Source organism: Micromonospora sp. NPDC047730 (assembly GCF_043204765.1).
GTDB lineage: Bacteria > Actinomycetota > Actinomycetes > Mycobacteriales > Micromonosporaceae > Micromonospora.
The window spans coordinates 24,636-37,844 of sequence record NZ_JBIDCU010000026.1 but is presented as its reverse complement, the minus strand read 5'-3'; the positions used below and the strand labels follow the sequence as shown (position 1 = coordinate 37,844).

The 13,209-nt window shown below is 68.3% G+C and carries 12 protein-coding genes and 2 pseudogenes; 7 read left to right on the top strand and 7 right to left on the bottom strand.

What is annotated here, in order from left to right; genetic code table 11:
- Window position 1 precedes the first annotated feature (1 nt).
- The 3 genes and pseudogenes from ACGF5G_RS32920 to ACGF5G_RS32910 form a co-directional block, all read left to right on the top strand.
- Window positions 2-613 carry a hypothetical protein gene (locus ACGF5G_RS32920; RefSeq protein ID WP_393270206.1) on the top strand — a complete coding sequence of 204 codons (612 nt, stop codon included), beginning with the start codon at window positions 2-4 and terminating at the stop codon, window positions 611-613.
- A gap of 119 nt (window positions 614-732) precedes the next feature.
- Complete coding sequence (locus ACGF5G_RS32915) at window positions 733-1,821, top strand: IS630 family transposase (protein WP_393270203.1); 1,089 nt, start codon at window positions 733-735, stop codon at window positions 1,819-1,821.
- A gap of 85 nt (window positions 1,822-1,906) precedes the next feature.
- Window positions 1,907-2,110, top strand: a pseudogene (locus ACGF5G_RS32910) (WYL domain-containing protein); the annotation flags it as partial.
- A 254-nt stretch (window positions 2,111-2,364) separates the two neighbouring features.
- Here ACGF5G_RS32910 and ACGF5G_RS32905 read toward each other — a convergent pair.
- On the bottom strand, window positions 2,365-2,970 hold the full coding sequence (locus tag ACGF5G_RS32905) for a hypothetical protein (RefSeq protein WP_393270200.1): 606 nt from the start codon (window positions 2,968-2,970) through the stop codon (window positions 2,365-2,367).
- A gap of 1,532 nt (window positions 2,971-4,502) precedes the next feature.
- Complete coding sequence (locus ACGF5G_RS32900; protein WP_393270197.1) at window positions 4,503-5,114, bottom strand: helix-turn-helix domain-containing protein; 612 nt, start codon at window positions 5,112-5,114, stop codon at window positions 4,503-4,505.
- 78 nt (window positions 5,115-5,192) lie between these two features.
- On the opposite strand from ACGF5G_RS32900, the gene ACGF5G_RS32895 reads away from it, so the two are divergent.
- Both ACGF5G_RS32895 and ACGF5G_RS32890 read left to right on the top strand, forming a co-directional pair.
- On the top strand, window positions 5,193-6,167 hold the full coding sequence (locus tag ACGF5G_RS32895; protein WP_393270194.1) for an NAD(P)/FAD-dependent oxidoreductase: 975 nt from the start codon (window positions 5,193-5,195) through the stop codon (window positions 6,165-6,167).
- 35 nt (window positions 6,168-6,202) lie between these two features.
- On the top strand, window positions 6,203-6,457 hold the full coding sequence (locus ACGF5G_RS32890) for a hypothetical protein (protein WP_393270192.1): 255 nt from the start codon (window positions 6,203-6,205) through the stop codon (window positions 6,455-6,457).
- 854 nt (window positions 6,458-7,311) lie between these two features.
- Here the strand turns inward: ACGF5G_RS32890 and ACGF5G_RS32885 are convergent.
- On the bottom strand, window positions 7,312-7,623 hold the full coding sequence (locus tag ACGF5G_RS32885) for a hypothetical protein (protein WP_393270189.1): 312 nt from the start codon (window positions 7,621-7,623) through the stop codon (window positions 7,312-7,314).
- Window positions 7,624-7,968: 345 nt separating this feature from the next.
- Between ACGF5G_RS32885 and ACGF5G_RS32880 the strand changes: the two genes are divergently transcribed.
- Window positions 7,969-8,793: an SAM-dependent methyltransferase gene (locus ACGF5G_RS32880; protein WP_393270186.1), complete on the top strand. Its 825-nt coding sequence runs from the start codon at window positions 7,969-7,971 to the stop codon at window positions 8,791-8,793.
- Window positions 8,794-8,952: 159 nt separating this feature from the next.
- Here ACGF5G_RS32880 and ACGF5G_RS32875 read toward each other — a convergent pair.
- The 3 genes and pseudogenes from ACGF5G_RS32875 to ACGF5G_RS32865 all read right to left on the bottom strand — a co-directional run.
- A pseudogene (locus tag ACGF5G_RS32875) lies at window positions 8,953-9,120 on the bottom strand (IS6 family transposase); the annotation flags it as partial.
- Entirely contained in the window at window positions 9,114-9,296 is a 183-nt protein-coding gene (locus tag ACGF5G_RS32870; protein ID WP_393270182.1) for a DNA glycosylase AlkZ-like family protein, read from the bottom strand. The pseudogene ACGF5G_RS32875 and the gene ACGF5G_RS32870, both read right to left, overlap by 7 nt.
- Before the next feature lie 33 nt (window positions 9,297-9,329).
- Window positions 9,330-10,319, bottom strand: coding sequence for an MDR family NADP-dependent oxidoreductase (locus ACGF5G_RS32865; protein WP_393270179.1), 990 nt, complete (start codon window positions 10,317-10,319; stop codon window positions 9,330-9,332).
- Window positions 10,320-10,410: 91 nt separating this feature from the next.
- Between ACGF5G_RS32865 and ACGF5G_RS32860 the strand changes: the two genes are divergently transcribed.
- Window positions 10,411-11,367, top strand: a complete 957-nt coding sequence (locus tag ACGF5G_RS32860; RefSeq protein ID WP_393270177.1) for a helix-turn-helix transcriptional regulator — start codon at window positions 10,411-10,413, stop codon at window positions 11,365-11,367.
- A 539-nt stretch (window positions 11,368-11,906) separates the two neighbouring features.
- Here the strand turns inward: ACGF5G_RS32860 and ACGF5G_RS32855 are convergent.
- Window positions 11,907-12,923 carry a TrmB family transcriptional regulator gene (locus ACGF5G_RS32855; RefSeq protein ID WP_393270264.1) on the bottom strand — a complete coding sequence of 339 codons (1,017 nt, stop codon included), beginning with the start codon at window positions 12,921-12,923 and terminating at the stop codon, window positions 11,907-11,909.
- Between the last annotated feature and the right edge of the window lie 286 nt (window positions 12,924-13,209).

The following is a 13,209-nucleotide window of genomic DNA, read 5'->3' as shown; positions in this document are numbered from 1 at the left end:
CATGTTTCTCATCCTGGGAGCAACCCTGAACCTGCTCGCCTCCTTCTTCTGGGAGCCCGACTCGCAGGGCGTGACCGCCGGTACGCTCGTCGCGCTTTCCTGTTTCTGCTGGCTGGTCGGTCTGATCGGGCTTTATGACCGGCTGCGCGCCACGGCTCCCCGGTATGTGGCCGTCGCGCTGCCGGTGACGGTCTTCGCGGTCGTCGGCGGGGTGGCGTTCGGCGTGCAGAGCATCCACGAGGGCCTCGTCGACGTCTCGCATGCCCGGACGGTCGAGCTGCTCAACCAGTACCCCTTCGCCACGACCCTGTTCTGGATCGCCGGTCCACTCTTCCCGCTCACACTGTTCGCGCTGGGCCTGGTGCTCTGCCGGACCCGCACCGCGCCGCTGCCGGTCGGCGTACTGCTCTGCCTGGGCGCGATCGCCTTCCCGTTGAGCCGGATCACCCGCGAGGTGTCGATCGCCCATGTCGCCGACGTGCTGCTGTTGCTGCCGTTCCTGTACCTGGGTGCACGTGAGTTGGGGCTGTGGGGTCGGTCGAGGGGTTCCGCCCCGTTCGGTGCCGGCCGCATGCCTTCGGCGACGCCGGTCGGCGGCGGGCCGGACGCCTGACACCACCCGCGCGTCGGCCCCGCCACTCGTACCGTGGCGGGGCCGACGCTGCGGTTACAACGACGGGTACGCCTAGTGTTCTGAGTCGTTAATTCGCCGGCAGATAGTAGGCTGTCGGGATGGCTGGTCGTCCGCGTGGCGTGGTGGAACTGACTGATGACGAGCGTGCGTGTCTGACCCGGTGGGCACGGCGAGGTAAGTCGTCGCAGGCGTTGGCGTTGCGGTCGAAGATCGTGTTGCTGTGCGCCGATGGTCTGGTGAATACGCACGTCGCGGAGCGGTTGGGCGTGTCGCGGGACATGGTGGGCAAGTGGCGTAGCCGGTTCCTCGCGCGCCGGCTGGAGGGGCTCACCGACGAGCCGCGGCCTGGGGCGCCGCGTCGAATCACCGACGACCGCATTGAGGAAGTGATCGTCAAGACGCTGGAGCGCCAGCCGTCCAATCGGGACAGTCACTGGTCGACGCGGTCGATGGCGAAGGAGACCGGGCTGTCGCAGACCGCGGTGTCGCGGATCTGGCGGGCGTTCGGCCTCAAGCCGCACCTGGTGGACACGTGGAAGCTGTCGGCCGATCCGTTGTTCGTGGAGAAGGTCCGCGACGTGGTCGGCCTGTACCTCGATCCGTCGGTCAAGGCGATGGTCCTGTGCGTGGATGAGAAGTCGCAGATGCAGGCACTCGAGCGGACCCGGCCGATGCTGCCGATGATGCCCACGGTCCCCGCGAGGCAGACCCACGACTACGTCCGCCATGGCGTGGCGAGCCTGTTCGCCGCGTTCGACCCGGCGACGGGCGCTGTCATCGGTCAGGTCCACCGCCGGCACCGCCATCAGGAGTTCCTCAAGTTCCTGAAGGTCATCGACGCCAACACGCCCACCGGTATGGATCTACACCTGGTCCTGGACAACTACGCCACCCACAAGACCCCGGCGGTGCAGCGGTGGCTGGCCGCGCATCCCCGCTTCCACCTGCACTTCACACCGACCTCGGCATCCTGGCTCAACCTCGTCGAGCGGTGGTTCGCCGAACTGACCAACCGCAAGCTCCGCCGATCCAGCCACCGCAGCCTCGCCGAACTCGAAGCCGACGTCCGCACCTGGATCGACGCATGGAACGCCAACCCCAAGCCGTTTGTCTGGACCAGGACCGCCGACGACATCCTCAACAGCCTCGCCACATACTGCCGGCGAATTAACGACTCAGAACACTAGTACTTCAGCCGCACTCGCCTGATCTGGAGTTTCGGCAGCTCGCCACGAGCCGTGGCCGTCGGTTGCTCAGCCCGATGCGACAACGATTGAGGTCCGGCGCGCGGTACTTGCCGGACACAGACTGCGCATCCACTACGCGGCTGTGGACCAGACCCCGAGGTGGCGCACCGTGGACCCGATCGGCCTGGTCACCGTACGGGACCAGGGCTACTTGCTGGCCACAAGATCAGACGCGGACCGCACCTACCGGCTGTCCCGGATCTCGGCTGCCAGGCAACTCGCCGAACCCCGCACAGCGACCAGCCTGCGTCCAGAACCGGCCGGCGCCACTCGCTGCGCTGGTGGTGTCAGCGCGGGCTCCGCGCCCATCGTCGCACCGTTGCGATCCTCGCCCGGCCGGGGACCGGCGCAGCCCGAAGAGGCTCGGGCGGCACCTGCTGGTAGCTGGCCCGGTTGCGATCCTCGCCCGGTGCGGGGGCCGGGCGCAGCGCAGCCCCCGCCGCGCCCCCAGCGAGGTTGGTGGAAGAAGTCGATAGAGCACGCTCATGGGATCACGATGCTGGCATCGAGTGCTTCCACGATCAGGGGTTCGTCGTCGTTTGGTACTCCGACAGACCACACACGTGCTTTAGAGCCGATTGCGGGTATCTGGGTCTGGAGGAGAGTTGCGTCTGCGTTTTCCGGGTTGCTGCGGTACCAGCGTGCGCGGATGCGCGATGCCCCTTCGATGTCGACGGTGAGGGTAAAAGATGACACGCTCCCGTGCTCCATAAGGCTCACCGTGCGGTCGATGACGCGTCCCGCTGATGGTCGTGCGTGGTTCCGTGTCGCGTGCCACCGCTCGGCGAGCTGCGCCTCGCGGCGTGAGAGCTTTCTCGATTCCGTCAATGCCATTCCACACCCGGCCAAAAAGAAGGCCGGCAGGAGGGTGAAGATCAGATTGAACCACCACCCCGGCGAGTCGCTTATCCAGAGGAACACGACTAGGAGGCTTGTGCTGAGCGTGCCGGCGACCAGCAGGACCCAGAGAATGGCGAGAGCGGAAGGGCGCAGTCGTCTGCCGAACTGGATCTCCCTCGGTGCGGTCGCGTCGTCTCCAAAGGATCTGACCAGGTGCACGATGTGACTGATCGGTGTGTCGTCCGTCATTGCGCACCCGTCGGTGGCTTCCGAGGCGTTCCGAGGTTGTGGCGGGGCTTCACTTGCCTAGCTTGGCATATGTAGATGTGTCTGTCACGGAGCTGACTTCCGGTCGAGGGACTCCGGGTTGTCTCGATGCCGTCCCTATTTCCGCAGCGCGATGGCGAGCCCCGTGAGGAGGAGGCCACGCCGAGGATGGCGAGGCTGGTAGCCAGGATCGCGAGATCTGCCAGGCCGGATATGAAGAAGAGGAGCGCGGCGTTGAGACATGGTGGCCACGCCTTCGATCAGCCATTGAGCTGGCCTAGGAGTTGGCCGGTGCTTGGGACCCCGATGACGAGCAGTGGTTTGCTGACTGTCCAGTGGTGCTTGACTTCGCCGGGGAACACCTGGAAAGCAATCACCAGAAGCTCGACGACCTGTCGATCACGTGAAACTCGGTAGACCTGCCCTGGACGCCGACGTGGCCTACATCGGACGGATTCCGGCTGGTCTGGCGCGACGAGGTTCCCGCCGTGTTGGCGGCCCGGTGCGGGCAGCGGCTTGAGGCGGCGGAGCTTCTTGAATGGGCTGGCCGTCCGTCGAGACGGATCAACCTCAGTTCTGCTCTCTCGTCCCAGTTGTTCTGCTCGGTCGAGGGCCGTTTAGGCCCGCCCGTAGCTTCAGCGACAATCTTGCGGGTTGCGGTCGCAACAAGTGTGGTGGTCGGGGGCACAGGTCTTGCCTCGCCGGCAGGCGCGGAGGACCGGGTCCAGCCAGGTCAAGTTGTCACCTACGCGGATGCGGTTCCGGGTCTCGCGCCGTCTGATATCGGAGACCGCGCCCGGTACGTCGACGAGCAGGGCCGAGTGATCAATCCGGCGACGAACGGGCACCAGACGGCGGGATCGCGACGTCGGCGATCGGGTGTACGCCCATCAGCCTGCCTGATGATCCTCACTACTCAGCGCCGGATGTCTCTGGGCGCGGGCAGTGGGAAAAGGGTGACTGCACGGCGGACACGGCTCGTGTCCGTAACTGTCTCTACGAGCTTTCCACGGACGGCGCATGGCGCCGCAAGGCTTGATCGGCGACGGTTGCAACTCAAGCCCAAGTCGGTAAGCAACAACCGAACGACGGCGCGTCGACCCTGCGAATCGACAGGTCAACTGATCTCCTGGCGTAATCATGTCGACGTCGATGTCGACGGCCAGATTGATCCGTCGGACACTGCCTATCACCAGGCGAGTGTGCACTGCGTCGTCACCGCACCAGACCAGTAACGCACAGCTCATTCCCGCCTCGGACGGGCACCGGCGCGCCGGCAGAACCCACAGCAATGTCAGCTCGGCGAGCTGGCACCCCCAGTGATACCGGTTACTACTCCAACAGCAGCCTCACCTCCGGCAGCGGCCAGTACCACGACGACCACTACGGAGCATGAGTTCTGATTACCGCTAGTGACGGGTCCGGGGGATGGGCGCCCTCATCGTGGCTGGATGAGCGCACCTGATCTTGCCGGCTCCTGTGCCCATACCCCCGTCGCTGCCCGACCTGACCGCTCAACGTCGTGCACCGTCAGTTGCCGGCTTGGGGGCGCGGGGCTTGGCGCGTACGTGCATGCGCTCGCCTTGTCGGCCGAGGATGCTGAGGATCTCGACGGGGTGTTCCCCGGTGCTGCCGAACCAGTGCGGCAGCCGGGTGTCGAACTCGGCCGCCTCGCCGGCGCGGAGCACGAAGTCGTGCTCGGCCAGGACGAGGCGGAGCCGTCCGGAGAGCACATAGAGCCATTCGTAGCCCTCGTGGACGCGTAAGTCGGGCTCGGTCTGGTCTACGGGGATGATCACCTTCCAGGCCTGCAGCGAACCGGCTTGCCGGGTCAGCGGTAGCACCGTGCGGCCGTTCGCCCGGCGGGGGACCAGGCGCACCCGGGGGTCGCCGACCTCGGGTGCGCCGACGAATTCCTCCAGTGGCACCTGATGGGCATGGGCGATCGGCAGCAGGAGTTCCAGGCTGGGTCGGCGTTGGCCGCCCTCCAACCGGGACAGGGTGCTCTTGGAGATGCCGGTGGCCTCGGCCAGCGCGGTCAGGGTGACGCCGCGCTGGGTGCGCAGGCGTTTGAGGCGGGGGCCGACCTCGGTCAGGGCGGCGGCGATCGCGGGCGGGTGATTCATGGCCCCATTCCACCTCGCTCTTCCCGGAAATGGCAACAATAGTTGCCGCCTACGGACTCTCGGAGCAGCCTGGGCGCCATGAACGAGTATGACGTCGTGGTGGTGGGCGGCGGGCCCGCCGGATTGAACGCCGCCCTGGTGCTGGCCCGAGCCAGGCGCCGGGTCGCGGTCGTGGACGCCGGCCTGCCCCGCAACGCGCCTGCCACCCACCTGCACGGATTCCTGTCCCGCGACGGCATACCGCCGCACGATCTGCTTACCGCCGGTCGGGCCGAGGTCGCCGGGTACGGCGGTCGTTTCATCGACGACACCGTGGTCGGCATCGAACGCGGCTTCCGGGTCCACCTGGCCACCGCAGCAGCGCTGAGCGCCCGGCGCGTCCTCGTGGCCACCGGCCTACGCGACGACCTGCCCGCGATCCCGGGCCTGGCCGAGCGGTGGGGCCGGGACGTGCTGCACTGCCCGTACTGCCATGGCTACGAGGTCCGTGACCGGCCGCTTGGTGTGCTGGGCGGCACGGTGGACGCGGTGCAGCACGCGCTGCTGGTGCGGCAGTGGTCGCCCGACGTCGCCTTCTTCGCGCACACCCACGACCTAAGCCCGGACGAGCGGAAGCGGCTGACCGCCCGCGGTATCCGCATCGTCGAAGGCACGGTGGCGCGGCTCGTGATCGACCGTGACCGGCTCGCCGGCGTCGAACTGGACCGGGGAAGCGTTGTCGCCCCGGCGGCGATCTTCGTCCGGCCCCGGTTCGTGCCGAGCAACGGCCTGCTAACCGGCCTGGGCTGCCAGGTGGACGGCAACGGCTGGGTGGTCGTCGACGAGAGGGGCCGCACCAGCGTGCCCGGTGTCTGGGCTGCGGGCAACGCCGTCGACCCGCGCGCCCAGGTCATCACCGCTGCCGGCGCCGGATCGGCCGCCGCCATCGCCCTGCACGCCGACCTGGTCGAGCAGGACGTCCAGCGCGCCATCGCGGACGCCCGCCCGTTCTCGGCCGCACTGGAACGGCAAGTCACCGAGGCCGTCCTCGCCGACCGCCGTCACGGTCTCTGAACCCACAACCATCAAATACTGGAGGAGCACTCACCATGTCTGAGGACCCGATCGCCCGCCCGCCGATGCGCGCCGGGCCGCCGCCCCGCCATCACATGGCCCTGATGATCTGGCTGGCCGTCTTCCCCACGCTCACCGTCCTGCAACTGCTACTCGGCGACCTGCTCCGGGACACACCGACGGTGCTGCGCACCCTCGTCCTGGCCACCCTCGCGGTGCCGATCGTCATCTACGGCCTCCTGCCGCCACTGCAACGCCTGCGCATGTACGTGATCGGCCGGCGAGCCTGATCGAGTGGCCGTCCCGTCGTCACGAGCCCGACGCAACGCTCGGATCGCTGCTTGGTTCACCTACTCGGTGAATTACTGATCCGGCGTTCCCTCTGCGACGATCCGTCGCGCCGGTTCAGAACCGGTCCGCCTCTTCTCGCCAGGCGCCCGCAGGCCCCACCTCCTTACCACCTGCACCTGGCGAACGGTTGCTCTCGCGACGATTGACCCGGCCAGCCGAGGCGGCCGCCAACGACCGTGCACGTTCGGCGGCCGCCAATGGGCAGGAGGTAAAGCACGTAGCCCTACTCAGCGGCCTCGGCGCGGCGCTGCTCAGGCCGCTGCACACCGGTAGCAACGCCGGGTGCCGATCAACCTGTGGGAAGCCCGCCGCGCGGAGCGCGGACCTGTGACCTGTCGACGACCCGGACCGGCGATTGCGTGGCAGTTCGCGGGCTGACCTTGCGACCTGCTCGATCGGGGAGGCCGTCACCACGTATCGCGGGCCGGGCCGGGATCGCGCTGCGGAACTCGACCACCTGATCGAACAGGCCTGACCGACCTTCGGGGAGTACGAGACCCGATTGGTGCGGTTCCACGCTGGACTGGGCATCGCCGGTTGACGAGGTCAGGCGAGGGCGGTGGGGCTGGTCTCTGCCCGCTCGACTTGACGGCGGAGCCGGTCGGCCTGCTCTTTACGGCCGGAGGCCGCTTCCGGTTAACCCGGCCCGCCAGGGCCGGGCGCTGCGGTGAGCGGGAGTGGGGTGATCGGTCGGGGTCGACCGCAGTCCTACGCCGAGGGCCAGCTGAGCAGATCAGGGGTGAGGTGGTGTGCTGCCCTGCTCGTCCAGGATGGCCCACAGCGCTTCGCGCCTCTACTTGCGGCGGTAGCGCCCCTTTGGGCCTGTTGACTGCTCATCGGCGCGCTCCAGCATCCGACTGGGTAGGGCGTTGGCGGTGCTGTAGCCGAGCACTCTGGCGGCTTCCGCTTTGCCCACCAGTTCGTCCGGGGCCCCGGAGCGGTCGACGCTGTCACGCGCGCTGCGCCTGGCCTGTTCGCGTGGCAGTTCGAATTTGGCGATGTCCTGGCGGCGCCATGTGCGGCCGTCGGCCGCGCGCTCGGGGAAGCCGTTGCTGTCGCGCTCGCGGTAGAGCCGGTCGAGGTGGCTGACGGAGATGCTGAGCATCGCGGCTGCTTCAAGCTCCTCGCCGCCAACGGTGCCTGTGGCGGGCGCGCCATCGGCTGGGGCAGCAGGCGACACGGCTATTGCCTGCTGGCCCGCGACGGCAGGTGTGACCGCCTTCGGTCGCAGATCCAGGTCGACTGCGGGAATCTGGCCCGCAGTCAGCCTGTCCCCCTCACCCGGGGATCGGAAGGTTGGGCGTTCGATTCGAGTCCCTTCGGGCGCGCAAGATCATGAAGGGTCTGACCTGCCGAAATGCCGTCATCATCCGAATTGGACCGGATCGCGGGGCGGGCGGACGTCATCTAGGCTACGCACGTCCATCCCGGCTCTTCGAGGGAGTCGACCGTGACGCGTTCCGCCGGAAGCCGAACTGAGGAGGTCCCGCCCACCGGTGTGGACATCTCCGTACCGCATTCGGCTCGGGTCTACGACTGGTGGCTCGGTGGGAAGGACAATTTCGCTGTCGACCGGGCGGTGGGCGCCGCGTTGATCGAGGCGATCCCCACCCTGCGGATGATGGCCGCCGGGAACCGGCGGTTCGTCCACCGGGTGGCCCGCTACCTGGTGGCCGAGGCCGGAATCCGCCAGTTTCTCGACATCGGCACCGGCATCCCCACCCGGCCGAACCTGCATGAGGTCGCCCAGGCGCTGGCGCCCGAGACCCGGGTGGTGTACGTGGACAACGATCCCATCGTGTTGGCGCACGCCCGGGCGCTGATGATTAGCAGCGAGGAGGGGCGCAGTGAGTACATCCACGCCGACCTGCGCCGGCCGGAGACGATCCTCGCCGACCGCCTCACTGGCACGTTAGACCTGAGCCGGCCCGTGGCGCTTACGCTCATCGCGGTGCTCATGCTGTTGCGCGACGAGGACGAGCCGGGGGAGAGGCTGCGTACCATAACGCGGGCCTTGCCTTCTGGCAGCTACCTGGCCATCACCCATCCGACGCAGGACTTCAACCCCTCAGAGATGGGCGCGGCGGTGGCCGCCGCCAATCAGGGCCACATGACGCTGGTGCCGCGCACGCGCGCCGAGGTGGAGCGGTTCTTCGACGGGTGGGAGTTGATCGAGCCGGGCATCGTGCCCGTCATGGCGTGGCGGCGCGATGACGCCGGACCGGACGACCCGCGCGCGGCCTACTATTGGGCCGGCGTCGCCCGCAAGCCCTGACCCTCAGTGTCGGTGGACCCGTTCCGACCACCGTCCCTATCGGATCAGAAGGTTAGGGGTTCGAGTCCCTTCGGGCGCACAAGATCGTAAGGGGCCTGACCGACACCGTTGCGTTGTGGGATTGGCGGACGTATTGAACCCCGGTGTGGAGGTCTGCGGTCAGATCGCCCAAGCGAGTTCGGTGAATGCGGTAGCGACCCGCAGAGCGGGCGGGGCGTCGACGGCGAGTTCGTAGTGTCCGCGTCGGAGGTTCTGCATGAAGGCGTGGCCGGCGATGACGACCTGTGCTGTCTTGTCCGTTCGCAGCCCTCGCATCGGTCTCAACCGGTACCACCTGCCCGGTACTCCAGCAGGGCGATGAGCTCGGACTGCGTGAGGGCGTGGATCCTGCTCCACAGCCCGACATAGGCCCAGTTGGGCTCCTGTGCCTGCAGCGCAACCAGTCGCCCGATCACCTCCAGCGGGGTGCGATCGTTGCGCCCCAGCAGGAACTGGCGGTCCATCAGCGCCCTTCAGGGCCCGGAGGGAGAGTGTGGTCACGGCAGCCGCACCGAGACATTGCCCTGGTAGTAACCCTGCAGCAGGGAGAGGAACGCCTGCGGCACGTCCTCGATCCCGCCCTCGACGACTGTCTGCGGGTAGACGAAGCGGCCCTCGCCCAGCCAGCTGCTGAAGTGCTCGCGCCAGGCCGCGATCTGATCGGGCGTGTGGTAGCAGGAGAACGGCAGCAGCTCGACGCCCTTGGCCTCGGCCGCCGCGCGGTCGGGCTGCGGAAAGCGCTGCGCCGCGTCGCCGAGCTGGCTGGACAGTGAGCCGCAGAGGGCGAAGCGTGCTCCGGGCCGGGCCGCCTGGAGCGCGCCCTGGTACTGCTCGCCGCCCACGACGTCGAAGAAGACCGAGATGCCTTCGGGCGCGACTTCCTTGAGCCGGTCGGCCGTCGAGCCGTCGTGGTAGTCGAAGGCGGCGTCATAGCCAAGCTCGTTCACCAAGTAGTCGGCCTTCGCCGGGCTGCCGGCGCTGCCGATCACCCGCGCCGCGCCAAGGCACTTGGCGATCTGCCCGGCCAGCGAGCCGACCCCGCCCGCCGCGCCGGAGACGAAGACCACGTCGCCGTCGCCGACGGCCGCTACCTCGGCCATCCCGTAGTAGGCGGTCGGTCCCTGGCCGAGGTAGTAGCCGGGATCGGCGAAGAGCTCGCGGCTGAGCTTGAGGTACGAGCCGGCCGGGCCGGCCGAGTACTCGCTCCAGCCGGTCATCGACTGGACCAGGTCGCCGGCCTCGAGTTCGGGGCTGTCGGATCGGACCACGGTGCCGATGGCGGCCACCCCTACCCGCTGCCCCGGCTGCCAGGCCGGGACCGGAATGGTGCAGTCTGCCCGCATCAGCTCCAGGTAGGTCGCGGCGAGCCCGATCTGGTCGGTGCGTACCAGGACCTCGCCGTCCACCTCGGTCTTGGCGACGGTGAAATGTTCGAGCGTGGGGGTGCCGGTGATCTGGGCAGTCAGCTGGATCTCACGGGTGATCATCTTCTGTCCTTACCTCGGGTGTGACCGTCGAGATCGACTCTAGGGATAGTTCCGGCCAGTTTCTGACCGGAAGTCGAGGCAGGATGTCGCCATGGCGAACACCAGCTCACGGACCCTGAGACTGCTCTCGCTGCTGCAGACCCACCGGCACTGGTCCGGCCTGGAACTGGCCGACCGGCTCGGGGTCTCCGAGCGGACGCTGCGCCGCGATGTCGAGCGGCTGCGCGAGCTCGGCTACCCGGTCAGCGCGGCCCGCGGCACCGACGGTGGCTACCAGCTCGCGCCCGGCGCCGTCCTGCCGCCGCTGCTGCTGGACGACGAGGAGGCGGTGGCCCTCGCGGTGGGCATCGGCGACGCGGCGCAGAGCGGGATCGCGGGGATGGAGGAAGCATCTCTGCGCGCACTCACCAAGGTGGTGCGGGTCCTGCCGCCCCGGCTGCGGGCCAGGGTGGACGCCCTGCGGGCGATGACCCTCTCCGCTGTCGTGCCCGGGCCGGTCGTCGCGGCGGGGGTGCTCACCGCAGTCGCCCAGGCTTGCCGGGACGAGGAGCGGCTGCGGTTCGGCTACACGGCCAGGGGCTCCGCACCCACTGAGCGCGAGGTCGAGCCGCACCGCGTCGTCGCACTCGGCGGACGCTGGTACCTGGTGGCCTACGACCTGGGTCGGCACGACTGGCGCAGTTTCCGCCTCGACCGGCTGACCGAGCCGACGGCTACCGGCACGCGCTTCCGGCCGCGCCTGCTCCCGGCCGAGGACGCCGTGGCCCTCGTCCAGGCAGCGAGCGGGGCCCCGGCTCCGTACACGGTCGAGGTCCTTGTGCACGCGCCCTCCTCGCGGGTGCGGCAGGTGGTCGGCCGCTGGGGCACGATCGAGCCACTCGATCAGGACAGCTGCCAGCTCACCATGACCTCGACCTCCCTCGACTGGCCAACCCAGGCACTGGGCAACGTGGGCGCCGAGTTCAAGGTCCTGGGGCCGCCGGAGTTCGCCGCGCACGTCCAGGAGTGGGGCGCCCGCTTCATCCGGGCCACCCGCGCACCCGCATGACCTTCCTCGCCGTGGCGCCGCGACGGTAGCGCGACGTTCGTGGCAGCCGGCGAGGCAGTGGAAAGGCGTTCTGCCAGGCGTAGGAGGGCTTGAAAACCGGGTCCCACAGCGGTTCGGGCAGCCATGAAGTGCGGGCAGGGATAGACCTTCCCGAGCTCGAAATGACCGCCCGATCGCTGAATGGAATACCCTTCAGCGTAACTGTACACAATGCGCCCGGAAGCCATGTGACCTGTTGAGTTTGCGAGAACTGGAAGAAGCTCTCCCGGCGCTGTCGACTATCCGGACAGAGTTTTGCATCAGGTCCCTTCCCACACACAACGTTGCAGCCATCGGCATCGATATAGAGGGATGGTGATGCAGTGGTTCATGGGATTCGGCCACTCGCAACCTCTGTTACCTCAGCCGTGCGGGCGGGCTCGGCGGGTCGGGTGTTGCCGTTGCTGTATCTGCACGGGCTGTCGGCCGGCGACTTCGTACCCGTGCTGGAGTCGTTCCTGGGCTCGGCCGCCGGGCTGTCGTTGCCGGCAACTTGCTGTTCAGGAGTCGAAGGAGCGACGAGTGACCCAGCCGCGTTCAGACGCCTCCCAGCCGAGCTGCATGCGCGACGTCGACCCGGTGAAGTCCATGAGCGCCCTGAGGCGGCGCTGGACGCTACGGCCGCTCATCCCCAACTGCTTGCCGACCACTTCGTCGGTGAGACCACTGAGCATGAGCGAGAGGAGCGCGAGGTCGTCTGGGTCCGGGCCAGCAGCGGGGCCGTCCACGAGATCCTTCTCCGGGTCGAGGACTATGGGGATGCCTGCTGCCCAGACGGACTCGAACAGGGTCACCAGCGAGTGGACGAGGCTCGGGGCCCTGATGACCACGGCGGCCGCTGCGTAGCCCCGGACCGAGAGCGGGGCCATGGCCACGACCCCGTCGGTCACGAGCAACTTGGTGGGTACCTTGGGGACGGCGCGGATCAGGGCGTTCGCACCGAGTGCCTCCCGTGCCTCAGCAACCGTCGTGTCATCCTCGAAGGCCGCGCGTTCGATGACGACGCGAAACGTCACGCCGCGGTCGAGTGCCTGCGCTTCCGCCGTGTTCTCCTCGGGACTCACCGCGACAGGGCGGGCGTCGACGAAGGTGCAGACCTCCTCACGAGCGCTGAGCTCGAGCTGGAGGAACCGCCGACGGACCGCGTCAGCTCCCAGCACGACCTCGACCAGGTCGCCGACGTCGGCATGGTTGAGATCGCGGCGGAACATCTCGGTTAGCGCCACCACCGACGTCTCCGCCACCGACAAGGCGTGCCGACGCGAGTTGAGCAACCCCTGCAGCGCGACATCCGGGGCTGTCGGGAACCATCTGCGCACGTCGCCCTCGAATGTCGCCACCTCGACGAGCCCGAGGTCGCGCAGCGAGCCGAGGCCCCCGAGCACCTCGTCGACGGGGCGTTGCCACCGTGCCGCGAGCATGTCCACGGTGCCACCCCCGTCGACGACGAGGGATTGGTACTCCCGCTCCTGTGCAGCTGTCAGGCCAAGAGCGCTGAGATCGAGCTCCAGGGTCACCGACCACTCCCTTCAGACCTCCGCTCGGGTGCGACCATCGCGCATGCCGGCTGTCGAGAACACGACATGTCGATTCTTCGCCTGCCCGCCCAGGTTCCCCGAGGCGGGCCTCGGTCGGCACTCTGCTCCTTGGCGCCGGCCCCACCACCACCCAGGGGTCGGCAGCGGCGTGGACGCCCTACCGGTGCTGCGTCGTCCCACATCCGGGTTTCGTGCCCGCCTCGTTCCCACGGAGGCCCCATGCGCCGCACTTGGCGTCGTCGTACCCTCGCTTCCGCTGGCGTTC

What these genes read in the sequence shown, in the direction of transcription:
- ACGF5G_RS32920 (WP_393270206.1), top strand. Translation starts at nt 2, where the DNA reads ATGTTTCTCATCCTGGGAGCAACCCTGAACCTGCTCGCCTCCTTCTTC.
- ACGF5G_RS32915 (WP_393270203.1), top strand. Translation starts at nt 733, where the DNA reads ATGGCTGGTCGTCCGCGTGGCGTGGTGGAACTGACTGATGACGAGCGT.
- ACGF5G_RS32905 (WP_393270200.1), bottom strand. Translation starts at nt 2,970, where the DNA reads ATGACGGACGACACACCGATCAGTCACATCGTGCACCTGGTCAGATCC.
- ACGF5G_RS32900 (WP_393270197.1), bottom strand. Translation starts at nt 5,114, where the DNA reads ATGAATCACCCGCCCGCGATCGCCGCCGCCCTGACCGAGGTCGGCCCC.
- ACGF5G_RS32895 (WP_393270194.1), top strand. Translation starts at nt 5,193, where the DNA reads ATGAACGAGTATGACGTCGTGGTGGTGGGCGGCGGGCCCGCCGGATTG.
- ACGF5G_RS32890 (WP_393270192.1), top strand. Translation starts at nt 6,203, where the DNA reads ATGTCTGAGGACCCGATCGCCCGCCCGCCGATGCGCGCCGGGCCGCCG.
- ACGF5G_RS32885 (WP_393270189.1), bottom strand. Translation starts at nt 7,623, where the DNA reads ATGCTCAGCATCTCCGTCAGCCACCTCGACCGGCTCTACCGCGAGCGC.
- ACGF5G_RS32870 (WP_393270182.1), bottom strand. Translation starts at nt 9,296, where the DNA reads ATGGACCGCCAGTTCCTGCTGGGGCGCAACGATCGCACCCCGCTGGAG.
- ACGF5G_RS32865 (WP_393270179.1), bottom strand. Translation starts at nt 10,319, where the DNA reads ATGATCACCCGTGAGATCCAGCTGACTGCCCAGATCACCGGCACCCCC.
- ACGF5G_RS32860 (WP_393270177.1), top strand. Translation starts at nt 10,411, where the DNA reads ATGGCGAACACCAGCTCACGGACCCTGAGACTGCTCTCGCTGCTGCAG.